Genomic DNA, 15,040 nt, shown 5'->3' with positions numbered 1-15,040 from the left:
AACTTTGGCGCGATGTGAGAAGGATGGCGCAGTTTCGGCATTCGGGGAAGAGATTGTTGTTCAAGGGTCGCCATTTCGAGGGCTCGCTGATCATGCTGTGCGTACGCTGGTACCTGGCCTACGGGTTGAGCCTGCGGGATCTCGAGGAAATGATCGCCGAGCGCGGCGTGGCGGTCGACCATTCGACGATCCACCGCTGGGTACTGCACTATACGCCACAATTGCTGGACGCGTTCAACGCTCGCAAGCGGTCGGTGACTAGCAAATGGAACCTCGATGAGACCTACATCAAGGTGAAGGGCGAGTGGATGTACCTTTACCGGGCGATCGACAAATCGGGCGCCACAGTCGATTTCCTGTTCTCGAACACGCGCAATCTCAGGGATGCGAAGCGCTTCTTCCGAAGGGCCTACAAGCGCCACGGCCTGCCCGTCCAGCTGACCATCGACGGCAGCCAGACTAATCTGGAAGCTGCGCGGACATGCCATGCCGAAGTCAGGATGCGAACTCGGTCGAAGGCCGAGCCGCTCAAGGTCCGGCAGAGCCAATACATGAATAACCGGATCGAGCAGGACCACCGGCGCATCAAGCGCCGCATCCGGCCCATGCTCGGTTTCAAGTCCCAAGCCACCGCTGGCGTCATCCTCGAGGGCATCGAACTCATTCACATGATCCGCAAGGGCCAGATGATACCTGCCAACGACGCCCGCAATCCGTCCTTCGCAGATCAGTTCGACAGCCTTGCAGCCTGAAATACAAAGTCAAAGAGCAAGCCGCACGGCCGGCCAAAGTTTGCGACAGAACCCCCAAGCGCACTAATGATACTATGCATTATCAATAGTACGTAATTCGTCGTTCTTGAGTCGAGATTACCCGCCAAGGTTGCATTGACTTTCGTGTTCGAAAGCGCACTCTCTGGATGGAGGTGTGTCATGAAGAGCACGCAAATCTGGGATGTCGACCGCCTTGTCGCTGCAAAGATCCTGACGGATCTTGGCGTCGAGGCGTCCAGGGATAAGATCGAGGCCGTCGCTCGGCACGCGGCGACGCATCGGGAAGATTCCGCCTACTGGGCCGCCAAGCGCGTTCAGGCTGCCAACCTCGAGCGATTGGCTGAGCAACTCCGGAGCGACTACCGGGAACACCAATCGGTCTGGTACGATGGCTTCCGCGCAGCGGAGGCTTGCATTGCAACGACGACCGCGGACGAGGCCTTGCAGATGGCTTCCACGCCTCCGCAGTCGATCGCAGGGATTATCCGCTCACGGATCAGACTGTCCAAGGCCGAAAATCGGCAGAATAGCTCGCCTACCTGATCGGTATCAGGCCCTCGGGCTGTTCCGCAGGTCGCCGACAGCCCCCGCAACGATAGCCATGTGCGCGTCCCAGGACGGATTGTACCAATGCGGCAAGCGCTCCATCTGGGCACCGTAGCGCGGTCCCTCCTGCGCATAATCCATGACCGCTGCCCCCCACCCCGGTCCGTCCAGCGGGTCGAGGAACTCCGGGATCTCACCACCTACTTCGCGCAGCGCTGCCAGATCGCTGCAGATTGCGGGCGTGCCTACGGAAAGCGCCTCGGCCACAGGCATGCCGTAGCCTTCCGCGAAGGAGGGCATGACCAGCGCCCGGGCGCCGCGCAGGAGGGCGGAGAGGCGTGTATCGGGGCAGTTGTTGATCTCTTCGACGTGGCCTTTCAGCGCGGGGCAGCGCTCCAGCAGGTCCACCACCTGTTCGTTCTCCCAGCCCCGGCGACCGACGATGACGAGGCGCGGCACTTGGGCTGCCGGCAGCGTCTCGGCGAGGTGGCGCCAGAGGTGCAGGAGGAGCAGGTGGTTCTTGCGCGGTTCGATCGTGCCCAGGCACAGGAAGTAGGGCCTCCCGTCCGGAAATGACGCCGGCGCGGCAGGGGCGAGGCGTTCCGTTCCGAGCAGGGCTACGTGAACCGGCGGCGGGGCCATGCCGTTCCCCTCGGCTTCGATCCAGCGGGTCAGCGATGCGCCCGTGGCTGCCGAGTTGACGATGACTGCGTCGGCCAGCTCCGCTACCGTCCGCATGCGGCGGCGATGCTGCTCTGCGCCTGCGGGGCGCGCATATTCGGGAAACTCGATCGGGATCAGGTCATGCACCATGACCATGAAGCGCGCCTGCTCGCGCCGGAGGATTGCGCGTACCTTGCCGGTATTGATCAGGTGGTGCGGCGAGACCTGCAGGTACACGGCGCCGGGGGCACTGCCTACGCCCTTGCCTGTCGGCAGCAGCCGGGCCAGCCACGGCAGCACCGAAGGCAGCGAGCGCTGGCGCGGATTGTCGTCCTGGTGCGACCAGCGCTGTTCCAGCTCGTCGAGATAGGCGAGCGCGGCCAAGCGCCGGAGGCGGCCGTAGATGCCAGTGGGATGAACTGCGGCAAAGGCAAGGTCCTCGCCATATAGCCCGAGCAACCCGCGGGCGTAGGCCATCTCCACGCGGTCGACGCCCGAGGGCGTGGAGTAGCGCACGCGCGAGATCAGGCGCGATATATCGAGAATTACCTGCGTCACGGCTCCTCCACCCTACCGAATGGCGGCCATGAGCCGCCCTTGCAGGCGGCGCAAGGGCTCGATCCACCCTTGGCGGTTCGGCGCGTGCTTGTGCACGATGCGATCGACCAGCACTTCGGGCGGGCACGGCAGGCCCGTGACCGGATCGAGGTAGCGCGGATAGAGCAGCAGGACGCCGGCCACCAGTGCATCGAGCGACAGCGGCCGGCCGCGGCGTGCGGGGACTGCGCCCAGATCGCGGGTCAGGCCCCATCCGGAGTAGAAGGGCGTGCCGTGGCAGGTCACCTCGCGCCCGCGCATCAACGCCTCGAAGCCGGTCAGCGACGTGAGGACGTGGACCGCGTCGACCGCGTCAAGAAGCGGGGCCATGCCGCCTTCGCGCACGATGCGGTCGGCATGGCGCAGGGCCTCGGCATCGGCGACGGCGCCCACCCGGTGCCCGGCATCGACATCCGGATGCGGGCGCCACCAGATCTCGGCCTCGGGCTCCAGAGCGCGCACGCGGCGCAGCAGTTCGAGGTTGGAATGCAGCCCCCCGCCGCCTGCGAGCACCGACATGTCGTCTTCCACCTGGCCGGGCACCAGGACTACGCGGCGGCCCGTCTCGCGCGGGGGCAATGCGCTTTCCGATCCGGCGGCGTACTTGCTGATACCGGCCGAGACGATGGTCTCGCGCAGGGTCCTCGCCCGGTCGATCAGCTCAGGCGGGAACGCGCTTGTGGCAAGGATCGCCTCGAGGTCGCTGGGGGCGGTCGGGTCGAAGTGGATCCCGCGCCGGTCGACCACCACCGAAAGCGGCGGGACCAGATTGCTGCCCAATCCGACCGACCGCACGAAGCCGTCCTCCACGCGCACCAGCGGCACCTTGTCCTTGCGGGCCTGCGCGAGCAGCCCGGGGGAGATGCGCGAAGGCCAGATCGCTACTGCACCGCTTTGCCTGCGGGCAATGGCGAGCGCCCGGCGCGAGCGTGAGACGAGCTTGAGCTTCTGGCCCGGGGCCCAGAGGAACCGGCGTATTTCCTCGCGCTTCCACCAGGCCATGCCGCAGGCCGCGACAATGCCACGGTTGCCTTCGAGCACCCGCCGCCATTCGGCGAGAAGATCGATAGTCGCACCGAGGGTGGCCGCGGTGTCGTGGAAGGGATCGCGGTAGTGCGCGGCTGCGATGGCCTTGGCCGCACGGCGCCGCAGCGTCGCGGCATCCTCGCCGGGAGCGCCGAACGGGCCCGGCGACAGAACCTGCACCGGGACACCGGCAATGGCCGCGAGCGCGGTCCATTCATCGTCGCCATGCGCCTTGAGCAGGCCGGTGCCATCGAGCGCGGACCAGGGGTCGACTTCGGACCGGAATCTGCCGCCTTCGCGGCGGGTCAGGGCCGCAAGCGCATGATCCAGCGCTTTCAGCCCGTTACCGAGCCAAAGCGCGGACCTGCGCTGCTCCGGATCGAGAGCCGCCAGCAATTCGGCAATCTCGGCCGGGTCCCTCGGGCGCAGGACCATGCTCGCCGGGTTGGCGATCTCGGCAGGTGGCGACCAGAAGCTGCCGCCGACGCGTGCTGCGCGAATGCGCGCGAGGAGGGCATCGGCCTCGGGAAGCGCCTGCACCGCGCCGACTTGCGAGACAGAGGCGTCTGCGTCCGGGAATGGCGGGGCGCGCAACAGCGGCAGCGAAGGGGTCACGGGCGCAGGCCCCAGGACTCGAGCATCAGTCCGCCCCCGTCACTGCGCCGGATCACTCCGTAGCCGCCGGTAGGCAGTTTCAGACTGTCGAGCCGGTCCATGGCCGAAGCCAGCGCCGGATCGGCCATCAATGCAAAACGGGCCGCGCCATTGCTGGTGACGAGCAGGGCCGGGCCTTGCGCATCCCGCTTCGCGAAGAGATCGCGCCAGCCCTGCAGCCGCATTTCGGCGTCGACCTGCCAGTCGGGCGGCGGCGCGGCATGGCGTTCCCAGGCGGTGAGTGCCTCGATGCCGATGCGCGCCAGCACGGCTTCTTCGCTCCGGTCTTCATCGGGGCCGTGATCGATCTCGCGCAGCCATGCACAGGGCTCGGCCTTGGCCCCGCCATGCTGCGCATCGAGGATGATCTGCGCCGTTTCGCGTGTGCGCAGGAGCGGCGAGACCAAGGCGCGCGCAAACACCCATCCCTGCGCTGCAAAATGCGCGGCCAGCGCCCGGGCCTGCTCGCGCCCCTTCTCGGTCAACGGCAGGTCAGTGCGCGCACCGATCCGGCGCGGGGTCTCCCCGGCAGCGAAAGTGTTGCCATGGCGGACGATTACGAACATTACGCAAGGCGCCTACCCGACGCGGCGGCGGGCGCAAAGAGCGATCATTCGCAAAGGGTTGGTTCCTGGGGATAGGGATCGCCGAGCCGGGCTATCGCGGCTTCGGCCTGGGCCAGGTCTTCAGGGGTATCGATACCGGAAAGGGCGTGCTGCGGCATCTCCACTTCGACCGTAGCGATCGTCCGCCCCCCTTCGAGGAAGCGCAATTGCTCAAGGCCCTCAAGTTGCTCGCAAGGCGTCGGCCCGCTGCGGGCGAACCATTCGAGCGCAGCCATGCGATAGCCGTAAAGTCCCAGATGCTGCCAGACCGGGGAGTGCGGCCCTGCCTCGCGCAGCTTCGCTTCGTTGCGGATTGCGGGAATGATGGTCTTTGAAAACCACAGGGCATTGCCGCTGGCATCGCGCACGCAAGTCGTGCCGCTGAACGGGGCCGTCTGCTTGTGCGCGCGCAACCGATCCAGGCGATCCCAGTCCAGACGATAGACGGGCGTGGCAACATCGGCGCTACCCGCGCGCAAGGTCTCGATCAGGCCGGCCACGACGCCCGGCGGAATGAACGGCGCATCGCCCTGCAGATTGACGACGAGGCCGGGCGCCCGGTCCATCACGCTGGCCGCGGCAAAGGCGCGCGCGGAACCGGAATCGAGCGAAGCGGGCGTCATGACGGCACGAACCGCAAGGTCGCGTGCGTGTTCGGCGATGCGCTGGTCATCGGTCGCAACCACGACTGTGCAATTCCCGGCCTGCGCCGCCGCGCCGCGAGCGACGGCGACGACCCGTTCAAGCAGGGTGCGACCGGCTATCGGGAGCAGCGGCTTGCCCGGCAGCCGGGTGGAGCCATAACGCGCCGGAATGACGATGAGATCGGCAGCGTCCGGATCTGCGCTATCGGCCATGGAATGAAAATCGCGGGGCGTCGGCCCGGCTTCAGGCAATGCCGACACCCACGATGTCATGCATGTGGACGACCCCGACGAGCTTGCCGGCCTCGACAACGAACAGCACCGAGACGGAATTGTCGTTCATGATGCGCAGCGCTTCGGGCAGCAGGACATTACCGGGGACGGTGACCGGATCGGTGGACATGTGATTGCCGATGGTATCCGACAGATTGTTGACGACGATGCAGCGGCGCAGGTCGCCATCGGTAAAGACGCCGACCAGCATGTCGTTCTCGTCGACCACTGCCGTGCAGCCGTAGCGCTTGCGGCTCATTTCCAGCGTCGCGTTGACCAGCGTCGCATTGCGATGAACCCGCGGGATGGCATCGCCGATGCCCATGATTTCCGTCACGGTGGCAAGCTGTGCGCCAAGACGCCCCCCGGGATGGAAGACGCGGAAATCCGAAGGCGTGAATCCGCGCGCCTCGATCAGGGCCACGGCCAGGGCGTCGCCCAGGACAAGCTGCAGCGTGGTCGATGACGTGGGCGCCAGTTCATTCGGGCAGGCTTCGCGCACGACAGGCAGCTGCAGGCAGATATCGGCGGCGCGGCCGGCGGTGCTGTCGGGGTGCGCGGTCGCGACGATCAGTTCCACGCCGTAGTGCCGGCAATAGTGGAAGATGTCGTTCAGTTCCTTGGTCTCGCCCGACCAGGTGATGGCCAGCACAACGTCGTCGCGGCCGATGACGCCGAGGTCGCCGTGGCTCGCCTCTCCGGGGTGAAGGAACAGGGCGGAGGTTCCCGTGGAGCGCATGGTCGCGGCGATCTTGCGCGCGATGTGACCGCTCTTGCCCATGCCCGTAACGACGATGCGGCCGCGGGTATTGGCAAAGGCATTGATCGCCTTTTCAACGGCATCGCTGAGGCCCGGACTTTGCAGCGCAGCACGCAAGGTCGTGAGCGCCTGCATCTCGATATCCAGAGTCTTGAGCGCAGATGCAGCATAGCGCGTCTGCAAAGCTTCGATTTTCATAATGCCCCTAAAAAACCGCCGCTTTTGAATGTAGCTACCGCAGCAAACTTTACTTAAAGTTAATCTTGCACACGACGCCTATTCGAGGACGCAGCATATTTGAAGCCGCTGGGGATTGCCAGCGCAATCAAACCGGGCCAAGGGTCATGGGCGAGATTAACACCGCAATGCAGCATAGCTGCCCAGATAGCTCCGATCTAGATGTTTCAGATATTTAAGGTGCGATGCGATGCTTTTGTGCAACCGTGAGATTGGGACGAACCGCCCTTTATTCGCGATAGCCGGACCCTGCGTTATCGAAAGTGAGGCGCTGGCACTTTCCGTGGCCGAGCATCTTGCTGATGTGGCGCGCAAACTCGGCCTGCTGCTCATTTTCAAAAGCTCGTTCGACAAGGCCAATCGCAGTTCCGACCGCTCCTTCCGCGGGCTTGGCATGGACGAGGGCCTGCGCATCCTGGAAAAAGTGCGCAGCGAAACCGGCCTTCCCGTGCTGACCGACGTGCATGAACCGGCGCAGGTCGCGCCTGTCGCCGAAGTGGTCGACGTGTTGCAGACCCCCGCGTTCCTTGCGCGCCAGACCGATTTCATCGCGGCCGTTGCCCGGTCGGGCAAGCCGGTCAACATCAAGAAGGCGCAGTTCATGGCGCCCGCCGACATGCAGCAGGTCGTCGCCAAGGCGCGCAATGCCGCTGCCGCCGCCGATCTCGAGCCGGACAATTTCATGCTTTGCGAACGCGGCACCTCGTTCGGTTACAACACTCTCGTCAGCGACATGCGCGGGCTTTCGATCATGGCCGACACCGGTTGCCCGGTCGTGTTCGACGCGACGCATTCGGTGCAGCAGCCGGGCGGCTTGGGCGAACGCTCGGGCGGCCAGCGCGAATTCGTGCCCCTGCTGGCCCGCGCCGCCGTCGCCGCGGGTGTCGCGGGCCTGTTTATGGAAACCCATCCGGACCCGGACAAGGCGCTTTCGGACGGCCCCAATGCCCTGCCCCTCGCCGACTTTGCGCCCCTGCTGCAGAAATTGCAGGCCATCGATTCGGTCACCAAGGACCTTTGACCGGGTAAGCAGCTGTCGGCGAAGCAATCCTAAGTCACGCGGCTAACAGCGGACCGGGCCAGGCAGCACGCCTCAACCCGCGACGCGCCCGCCGGCCTTCTCGATCGCCTTGCGGATGTCCTGCACGAAGCGGGAATGACGCACGCCGAACAGGAAAAGGTTCTGTATCAGGTTGCCGCGCCAGCGACAGGGCCGCTTGATCTGGATGAGCAGGACATAGCGGTCTTCCCCGGTCTCGTTCCAGACTTCGTGGTTGAACATGTCGTCGAACAGGAAGGACTGCCCGTCCTGCCAGTTGAGGACATGGACGGCTTCGCCTTCCTCCAGGTGCATGCGGCACTTGTCCCAATCCCGCGGGGCGCGCAGCGTGAGATGGTAGGTCAGCATGCCCTTGGTCATGCCCCAGTGCCGGGGAATGTGGCCTCCCGCCTCCAGCACCGAGAAGTTCGCCGTGACGAGGCCGGGCACCTTGTCGAGCAAGGCCGCAGTGACCGGCGCACGGGCCGCATTGGCCTCCATGCGGTAGCCATAGCCCTTGAGGAAGAATGCGCGCCAGCGCTTGTCGGCGGCAATGCGGCCGTGATCGAACGAGATGTCGCCCAGGGAGGGAATATCCTCTGCGCGGATCCGCAATGCCTCGTCGCGAATGTCCTGCCAGCGCGCCTCGAGCCGCGGAATCCAGGCAAAGAAGCTCTTGTCCTGAACTGCACTGTCGGGGATCCGGGAATCGCGCATGATCACACCGTCGATCTTGGGGCGCAGTTCTTTGCCGATCTGGAACAGTGACTTGTTGATGAAGGGGACTTTCCACCCGCGTGACTTGAGTGTTTCGTTCCAGTTCAAGAACCGGCTCCATTTTGATGATCATGTTTCAAAGGTCGGCCTATACCCGTCCGCGCGGAATTTTCCATGACCGCAATCGCCTTGTCCAGAGCGATCGGGACGCAGGACTGTCCGGATGGGCTTGCCATCACCCCTCGCTTGGCGGCAAGGGGGAGCGATGCGCAGCAATGAGATGGACCGGGCATGACGGTCCGGGCCAAGGCAAAGACGATCCTGCTCTCCCCTGTATGGGCGCTGCAGTTGATGACGTCCGCCAAGAGCTTCCTCGACAATCCGCTGATCGGTTCGAACCGGCTGAACCGCTGGGGCCTGCACCGCTCCCGGGTGCGCCTTGCCGATGCGCTGTGCCGCTGGCGCCGCCGCCGCCTTGCCGGAAAGCTGCGTCCCGACTGGCGCGAGGCGTTTGAGCGCGACGGTTTCGTCGTCGTGCACGATGTCGTCCCGCCTGCCGAATTCCCTGCCCTGCGCGCGGCCCTTCTCGCTTATGAAGGCCCCGCGCGCGAGATGCGCCAGGGCGATGCGATCACCCGCCGCATGGCGATCGACCCGCAGATGCTTTCAGCCATTCCGGCCTTGCGGGCCTTGCTGGCGCGCAAGGATCTGCTTGCGCTCTTCCACTACGTGGCCGGTTTCCGCACGACACCGCTGCACTACATCCAGACAATCGTCAGCCATTGCGGCGGCAACGAACCCGATCCGCAGGAGTCCGTCCACGCGGACAGCTTCCACGCATCGATGAAGGCGTGGCTGTTCCTCAATCCCGTTTCGGTCGAGGAAGGCCCCTTCACTTACGTGCGCGGCTCACACCGCTTCGACGAAGCCCGGCTTGCCTGGGAAAAGCGGCGCAGCCTGCGCGACGCCAAGTCGATCGACCGACTTTCGGCGCGCGGCTCGCCGCGTGTGACGCCGCAGGACCTCGAAGACATGGGCCTGGGTCAGGCCGAACCGCTCGCCCTGCCCGCCAATACGCTGGTAGTGGCCGATACCGGCGGCTTCCACGCCCGCGGGAAAGCGGAAAGCAGCGGCGAACGCGTGGAGATCTGGTCCTACGCCCGCCGCAATCCCTTCCTGCCCTGGCTCGGCGGCGACCTGCTCAGCCTGCCCGGCATCGCGGAACGGCGCATTGGCTGGTTATGGTCCTTCCGGGACCGCTTCGAAGCCCGCATCGGCCAGCCCTGGAAACCCGCCGGTCATCGCCGCCCGACTGATGCGGGGGCATGAGCGCAGGACAAGGGTCTCGACATGGCTTGATGTTCGTTTCCGACATAGGCCAAAGCTATGGGAAACGGTAATTTCCTTATTTCCCCTGCAAATTCCTGACGTCTATTCTCACCGTCACTGAAAGCAGGGAAAAGGAAAACCATGGCAATGCACCTGAACCGCAGGGTCTTCATCGGATCGACCGGCGCGTTCTTGGCCGCGGTGGCAAGCGGCGGGCTTGCAACTGCTGCCGGAAAGCGTGCCATTGCCCGTGTCATCATCGACAACGACTTTGCCGGCGATCCGGACGGCCTGTTTCAGCTGGCGCATCATTTGCTCAGTCCTTCGGCCACGATCCCGCTGGTCGTCTCCTCGCACTTGCCCGTGAAATTTGGCGGCCCGGCTTCAGCCACAGCCGGTGCGGCCAAGGCGCAGGAACTGATGGAGGTGATGAACCTTGCGCAGCGGCCGCCGATCCTCGCCGGGGCAGAGCTGCCAATTGCATCGCGCTCCGACTGGAAGCCCAGCCCGGCGAGCGCTGCCATAGTGCGTGAGGCGATGCGCGAGGACGCTGACGAACCGTTGTTCTACGCTGCAGGGGCCAGCCTGACCGAACTCGCCCTTGCCTGGCTCGCCGAACCGAAGATCGGCCGGCGCCTCAAACTCGTCTGGATCGGCGGGCGCGAACATCCCGGGTTCGCCTATCCGCCCCCCGGACCCGACGAAGCGGAATTCAATTTCTCCGTGGACACCTTGGCCGCCCGGATCGTCTTCAACGAATCCGACATCGAGATCTGGCAAGTGCCCCGCGACGTCTATCGCCAGGTGCTGTTCTCTCTCGCAGAGCTGAACGAACTGGCCGCTGTCAGCCCACTGGTCGGCCATCTCAAGCGGGAGCTCGATAACATGGCGGATGCGCTGGCGAAGATTCCGGGCTTCCCCACGCCCCCTTCCAGCGAGGTATATGTGCTGGGTGACAGCCCGCTGGTGACGCTGACCGCGTTGATGACCCCTATCCAGCCCGATCCGGCATCGAGCCGTTATATCCTCAAGCCCACCCCGCGCCTCGCTGTAGACGGTCACTATGAGGAGAACCCGGGCGGAAGGCCGATGCGGGTCTACAGAACCGTCGATTCCACTCTCACGATCCGGGACATGGTGGCCAAGTTCAAAGCCATGGGACCCACCGTCTAGGCATCAGTCGCTCTTCCGCCTTCGCCCCATCACCAACGCCAGCGAACAGGTCGAGAGGATCGGCCCGATCCAGTCGGCGAACTGGTCTGCCTTGGGCCAGACGCGGCCATCGAAGGCGCCCCACCAGGGCATGTTGGCGCGCAGGCCGTGGCCGAACTGCTCGATCCAGCGATACTCGGCCTGGGCCATTTCGCGGCCGAGGAAATAGCCGCAGGCGAGAGCCGCGCCGGCCCACCAGTTGCGCGTAAAAAGGCCAACCACGGTCTGGATCGCCAGGGCCCAGAAGGCATGTTCGATGAGGTTCATTCGATCTCCGCAATCTGTCGGATCGAGGCGGGTTTCGCGATGCCGGTTAATTTCAGTTAAGCATAAATCTCGAGAATCTCATCAGTTTATCGGGAACTTTCAATGCGCTTGCCTGTTTTGCCCGGTGTTTATGACAGAAATGACATCAGGGAAAACTACATGATCAAGACATTCACTTCCACGCTCGCTGCTGCTGCCGTGATGGTCCTGGCCCAGCCAGCCCTTGCGCAGTCGGGCGACGCGGACTCGGCAGCAACCGGCGGCGGCACAACCTTCCGCGGCATTCGCGTTGAGGGCAACGTCGGTGGCGACCGGTTCCAGTCCGAAGGCAACCATGACACCAATTTCGGCTACGGCGCCACGGTCGGCTTCGACGGCACCATGGGCGAGCGTTTCGTGATCGGTGCCGAGGGCAGCTACTGGCGCGCCAATAACTGGGCCGAGAACTGCACCGACCTGCCCGACACCAACAGCATCTGCCACAAGGCTTTCGAGGAATGGGGCGCCGCAGTGCGCGCCGGCTATCTGGCCACGCCTGACCTGCTGATCTTCGGCAAGGCCGGTTACGTCAACGGCGAACAGCGCCGCCGCATCGACGATGCCGACGGCAACCAGCTCGTCTATGATCACTACCGCGCAGACGGCTACCAGGTCGGTGGCGGCGTCGAGTATGACGTCGTCAAGGGCTCGACCCCGATCTACGCCAACGTCCAGTACGTCTTCTCGGACTACCACGGCCACTCGGCCCGCCACCGCGTGATGGGCGGTATCGGCGTGCGCTTCAAGTAAACCGCTACAGGGATACTCCAGCGATGGCGGCGCGGGCACAGGCTCGCGTCGCCATTTGCTTTATCGGCCATGCCGGACGGGGTGAGTTCCGGTGCAGGTTAGTGGCGTTCCACCCGCTGTGAACACGGCGTGCCAGGCCTAAGATCGGTTCAGGCCGGTACGGCGCAGCCATCCGCGCGTGGATCGGATGCACCTTCGAAGCGTCCATCGCCATGGACGATGACTGCTCCTGCATGACCCATTGTATCCGAATAGGCCGGCAAACACTCGACGACGTGCCCCGCCTGAGCGAGACTGTCGAACAGGGCCGCCGGAAAACGGCTTTCCAGCTTGAGCGTTGCCGATTCCTCGCCCCAGGTTTTTCCGAGAAGCCAGCGCGGCGCCGATATGGCCTCCTGAAGCCCCTGGCCGTAAAAGGCATAGCGGGAAAAGATGGCAGCCTGCGTCTGCGGCTGGCCGTCCCCGCCCATCGTTCCGTAAGACATCACCCGGCCATCATCGAACAGAGCGAGGGCGGGATTGAGCGTGTGAAATGGCAAGCGTCCCGGAGAGAGGCGATTCGGCCCATCGGTCAGGGTGAAGCTGCTGCCCCGGTTCTGCCAGAGCACGCCGGTGCCATCCACGACGACACCCGATCCGAACTCCCAGAATATACTCTGAATAAAGCTGACGACCGTTCCATCGCGGTCCGCAGCCCCCATCCAGATGGTATCGCCTGTCGATGCCTCCACCGGCCAAGGCAGGGCGCGCGCCGGGTCGATCCGGCCCGCCTCTTTGGCAAGGAAGGAAGGCTCGAGCCACTGGCGCGGATCGAGCGCCATGAAGGCAGGATCGCCGACGTGGGCGTCACGCAACAGAAACGCACGCTTGGTCGCCTCGACTGCGGCATGGACATGGGCGAAGCTATCCCGCTCACCCAGGGCAAGCCGGTCCATCAGGGCGAGGATCATGAGCGAGGCAACGCCTTGCGTCGGCGGTGGATGATTGAACAGGGTCGCCTTGCCGCAGCGGACCGACAGGGGCGTGACCCGCTGCGCGCGTTGGCTTTCCAGGTCGGCAAGGCGCAAGGGTGACCCGGTGCCCTCGAGGCCCTTGGCCAGACTGCGCGCGATGTCCCCGCGGTAGAAGTCATTGAGTCCCGCTTGCGCGAGCCGTTCCAGCGTTGCCGCCAGTTCGGGTTGCCTGAGCACCTCACCATGGCCCGGAGCCTTTCCGCCGGGCATGAATGTCCTGGCAAAGCCGGGCTGGGGTTGCAGTTCAGCGACCTTCGCCGTGGTCAGTTCATGTTGGCTGCGCGTTACGATGATCCCCTCGCGCGCATGGGCTATGGCCGCGGCGAGAAGGTCGCGGAGCGGCAGGCCCGGCTTGGGCATGAGGGAAAGAGCTTCGGCCCAACCGGAAATCGTGCCTGCCACCGTCAGTGCAGCCGGTCCGCCGCGCGCGGGAATGGAGGTGCCTTCGTAGAATGAATCGGTGGCGAGCATCGCCGAGCGGCCGCACCCGCTGATGGCGACGGGGACTTCTCCGGGGCGATGAATGAGCCAGAAGCCATCCCCGCCAAGGGCATTCATGTGGGGATAGACAACCGCGATCGTCGCTGCAGCCGCCACCATTGCCTCGATGGCGCTGCCCCCTGCACGCAGGATATCGCGCCCGGCCTGCGCCGCCGCTCCATGCGGTGCGCTCATCATGCCATGCCGGCTCCAGGCGCTATTCTGCATCGATTTTCTTTTCTTCAACGGCGATGCGGCGCCCCCCTCGCCAAACTTCTCTTCGTTTGGGGCGAGCGACTACGGCCTCCGCAACGCTTTGCGCGTTAAGGACGACGAAATCGGCTGGCATTCCTTCGGCCAGTCCATAGTCGCGCAGGCCAAGCGCGCGGGCGGCATTGCCCGTCACCATGGCAAAGGCGAGCTCGAGCTCCTTGTCGGTGTAGAGCCCGGCGCGATAGCCGACCATCATCGCCCGCTCCAGCATGTCGGCGTCACCGTAAGGCCACCAGGCGTCGCGCACGTTATCGCTTCCGGAAAACAGCAGGACGCCTTCCTGCGCCAGCGCCGCAACCGGCGGGCATGGCTGCGGTCCCGGTCCGTTCGTCATTATCGCAACCCCGGCGCGCGCCAGCAGCGCTCCGGTCCGGCGGGCCACATCGAGCGGCACGTCGCCCAGTGCATATGCGTGGCTGACCGTCACGCGGCCGCCCATACCAAGCGCCTGGGTACGCTGCGCAATATCTTCAAGCTGCGCGATGCCGACCATGCCGAAATCGTGCAGGTGGATGTCGATCGGCACGCCCTTGCGGTCAGCAATCCCGAAGACGATATCCAGATGATCGTCCTGCGCACCGTCGAAGCCGACCGGATCGATACCGCCGACGAGGTCCGCACCAGCATCGACGGCGGCCGACAGCAGGTCCGCCGTTCCGGGATCGGAAAGGATGCCGCTCTGCGGGAATGCCACGATCTGGACCGTGATCGCATCGGCCATTGCTTCGCGCAGGTCCAGCAACGCCTCCACATTGGAAAGCCCCGCCTTCATGTCGACGTCGGCATGGGACCGCAGGTGAAGCGTGCCATTTCCGAGAGCCAGTTCGGCGAGCGCCATGGCGCGTTCCCGCACCGGACGGGCATTGGCAAGCGCCGCCTTCTCGAAGGCAACCCGCTCACGAACGTCGAACGCGCCAGTGCAGGCTCGATGCGGCTGCCAGCCGCCGGGCAGGAAGCTCTTGTCGAGGTGAATGTGTCCGTCGATGAAAGGCGGTACGACCAGACGCCCTTCCAGATCGTGCACCTCCCCTTCCACGACATCGGGCGCGGCTGCGCACAAATGATCTATGCGACCGTCAGCGATACCGATCGCGAGGGGTGAGCCGTCCGCTAAGCGGCCGTTGATTAACCAGTTGTCCATGA

Annotated in this window: 15 protein-coding genes; 6 read left to right on the top strand and 9 right to left on the bottom strand. The window is 64.8% G+C overall.

Features of this window, described 5'->3' with window-relative positions:
• Positions 1–23 precede the first annotated feature (23 nt).
• Positions 24–752: an IS6 family transposase gene (locus tag PP1Y_RS06045; RefSeq protein ID WP_013837198.1), complete on the top strand. Its 729-nt coding sequence runs from the start codon at positions 24–26 to the stop codon at positions 750–752.
• 180 nt (positions 753–932) lie between these two features.
• Positions 933–1,316, top strand: coding sequence for a hypothetical protein (locus tag PP1Y_RS06040; protein ID WP_051009976.1), 384 nt, complete (start codon positions 933–935; stop codon positions 1,314–1,316).
• Positions 1,317–1,322: 6 nt separating this feature from the next.
• On the opposite strand, the gene PP1Y_RS06035 is transcribed toward PP1Y_RS06040, so the two are convergent.
• From PP1Y_RS06035 to PP1Y_RS06015, 5 genes are read right to left on the bottom strand one after another with little or no spacing between them, the layout of a single operon-like run.
• Positions 1,323–2,540, bottom strand: a complete 1,218-nt coding sequence (locus PP1Y_RS06035; protein ID WP_013837196.1) for a glycosyltransferase family 1 protein — start codon at positions 2,538–2,540, stop codon at positions 1,323–1,325.
• A gap of 12 nt (positions 2,541–2,552) precedes the next feature.
• Positions 2,553–4,220 (bottom strand): capsule biosynthesis protein, encoded by a 1,668-nt coding sequence (locus tag PP1Y_RS06030; RefSeq protein ID WP_041558450.1) that lies wholly within the window; start codon positions 4,218–4,220, stop codon positions 2,553–2,555.
• Positions 4,217–4,825 (bottom strand): histidine phosphatase family protein, encoded by a 609-nt coding sequence (locus PP1Y_RS06025; RefSeq protein ID WP_013837194.1) that lies wholly within the window; start codon positions 4,823–4,825, stop codon positions 4,217–4,219. The genes PP1Y_RS06030 and PP1Y_RS06025 overlap by 4 nt, the downstream gene beginning before the upstream one ends.
• A 44-nt stretch (positions 4,826–4,869) precedes the next feature.
• Entirely contained in the window at positions 4,870–5,721 is an 852-nt protein-coding gene (locus tag PP1Y_RS06020; protein ID WP_013837193.1) for a 3-deoxy-manno-octulosonate cytidylyltransferase, read from the bottom strand.
• Positions 5,722–5,752: 31 nt separating this feature from the next.
• Positions 5,753–6,739 (bottom strand): SIS domain-containing protein, encoded by a 987-nt coding sequence (locus PP1Y_RS06015; RefSeq protein WP_013837192.1) that lies wholly within the window; start codon positions 6,737–6,739, stop codon positions 5,753–5,755.
• Positions 6,740–6,968: 229 nt separating this feature from the next.
• Between PP1Y_RS06015 and kdsA the strand changes: the two genes are divergently transcribed.
• Positions 6,969–7,799 carry a 3-deoxy-8-phosphooctulonate synthase gene (kdsA, locus tag PP1Y_RS06010; protein WP_013837191.1) on the top strand — a complete coding sequence of 277 codons (831 nt, stop codon included), beginning with the start codon at positions 6,969–6,971 and terminating at the stop codon, positions 7,797–7,799.
• A 72-nt stretch (positions 7,800–7,871) separates the two neighbouring features.
• Here kdsA and PP1Y_RS06005 read toward each other — a convergent pair whose 3' ends face one another.
• Positions 7,872–8,642 carry an aspartyl/asparaginyl beta-hydroxylase domain-containing protein gene (locus PP1Y_RS06005; RefSeq protein ID WP_013837190.1) on the bottom strand — a complete coding sequence of 257 codons (771 nt, stop codon included), beginning with the start codon at positions 8,640–8,642 and terminating at the stop codon, positions 7,872–7,874.
• Between the two features lie 183 nt (positions 8,643–8,825).
• Between PP1Y_RS06005 and PP1Y_RS06000 the strand changes: the two genes are divergently transcribed.
• Both PP1Y_RS06000 and PP1Y_RS05995 read left to right on the top strand, forming a co-directional pair.
• Positions 8,826–9,863: a phytanoyl-CoA dioxygenase family protein gene (locus PP1Y_RS06000; protein WP_013837189.1), complete on the top strand. Its 1,038-nt coding sequence runs from the start codon at positions 8,826–8,828 to the stop codon at positions 9,861–9,863.
• Between the two features lie 141 nt (positions 9,864–10,004).
• Positions 10,005–11,036, top strand: coding sequence for a nucleoside hydrolase (locus tag PP1Y_RS05995; protein WP_148274862.1), 1,032 nt, complete (start codon positions 10,005–10,007; stop codon positions 11,034–11,036).
• A gap of 3 nt (positions 11,037–11,039) precedes the next feature.
• On the opposite strand, the gene PP1Y_RS05990 is transcribed toward PP1Y_RS05995, so the two are convergent.
• On the bottom strand, positions 11,040–11,342 hold the full coding sequence (locus tag PP1Y_RS05990; protein WP_013837187.1) for a hypothetical protein: 303 nt from the start codon (positions 11,340–11,342) through the stop codon (positions 11,040–11,042).
• A 159-nt stretch (positions 11,343–11,501) separates the two neighbouring features.
• Here PP1Y_RS05990 and PP1Y_RS05985 point away from each other — a divergent pair, with 159 nt between their 5' ends.
• Positions 11,502–12,131 (top strand): outer membrane protein, encoded by a 630-nt coding sequence (locus tag PP1Y_RS05985; RefSeq protein WP_083835178.1) that lies wholly within the window; start codon positions 11,502–11,504, stop codon positions 12,129–12,131.
• 149 nt (positions 12,132–12,280) lie between these two features.
• Here the strand turns inward: PP1Y_RS05985 and PP1Y_RS05980 are convergent, their stop codons facing one another.
• Both PP1Y_RS05980 and PP1Y_RS05975 read right to left on the bottom strand, forming a co-directional pair.
• Positions 12,281–13,852: a gamma-glutamyltransferase family protein gene (locus tag PP1Y_RS05980; protein ID WP_013837185.1), complete on the bottom strand. Its 1,572-nt coding sequence runs from the start codon at positions 13,850–13,852 to the stop codon at positions 12,281–12,283.
• Positions 13,842–15,038: an amidohydrolase family protein gene (locus PP1Y_RS05975; protein ID WP_013837184.1), complete on the bottom strand. Its 1,197-nt coding sequence runs from the start codon at positions 15,036–15,038 to the stop codon at positions 13,842–13,844. The genes PP1Y_RS05980 and PP1Y_RS05975 overlap by 11 nt, the downstream gene beginning before the upstream one ends.
• Between the last annotated feature and the right edge of the window lie 2 nt (positions 15,039–15,040).

Source organism: Novosphingobium sp. PP1Y (genome assembly GCF_000253255.1).
Classification (GTDB): domain Bacteria; phylum Pseudomonadota; class Alphaproteobacteria; order Sphingomonadales; family Sphingomonadaceae; genus Novosphingobium.
This window is presented reverse-complemented; position numbering and strand designations above follow the sequence as displayed.

What these genes read in the sequence shown, in the direction of transcription:
- PP1Y_RS05985 (WP_083835178.1), top strand. Translation starts at nt 11,502, where the DNA reads ATGATCAAGACATTCACTTCCACGCTCGCTGCTGCTGCCGTGATGGTC.
- PP1Y_RS05975 (WP_013837184.1), bottom strand. Translation starts at nt 15,038, where the DNA reads ATGGACAACTGGTTAATCAACGGCCGCTTAGCGGACGGCTCACCCCTC.
- PP1Y_RS05980 (WP_013837185.1), bottom strand. Translation starts at nt 13,852, where the DNA reads ATGCAGAATAGCGCCTGGAGCCGGCATGGCATGATGAGCGCACCGCAT.
- PP1Y_RS05995 (WP_148274862.1), top strand. Translation starts at nt 10,005, where the DNA reads ATGGCAATGCACCTGAACCGCAGGGTCTTCATCGGATCGACCGGCGCG.
- PP1Y_RS06040 (WP_051009976.1), top strand. Translation starts at nt 933, where the DNA reads ATGAAGAGCACGCAAATCTGGGATGTCGACCGCCTTGTCGCTGCAAAG.
- PP1Y_RS06015 (WP_013837192.1), bottom strand. Translation starts at nt 6,739, where the DNA reads ATGAAAATCGAAGCTTTGCAGACGCGCTATGCTGCATCTGCGCTCAAG.
- PP1Y_RS05990 (WP_013837187.1), bottom strand. Translation starts at nt 11,342, where the DNA reads ATGAACCTCATCGAACATGCCTTCTGGGCCCTGGCGATCCAGACCGTG.
- PP1Y_RS06025 (WP_013837194.1), bottom strand. Translation starts at nt 4,825, where the DNA reads ATGTTCGTAATCGTCCGCCATGGCAACACTTTCGCTGCCGGGGAGACC.
- PP1Y_RS06020 (WP_013837193.1), bottom strand. Translation starts at nt 5,721, where the DNA reads ATGGCCGATAGCGCAGATCCGGACGCTGCCGATCTCATCGTCATTCCG.
- PP1Y_RS06045 (WP_013837198.1), top strand. Translation starts at nt 24, where the DNA reads ATGGCGCAGTTTCGGCATTCGGGGAAGAGATTGTTGTTCAAGGGTCGC.
- PP1Y_RS06000 (WP_013837189.1), top strand. Translation starts at nt 8,826, where the DNA reads ATGACGGTCCGGGCCAAGGCAAAGACGATCCTGCTCTCCCCTGTATGG.
- kdsA (WP_013837191.1), top strand. Translation starts at nt 6,969, where the DNA reads ATGCTTTTGTGCAACCGTGAGATTGGGACGAACCGCCCTTTATTCGCG.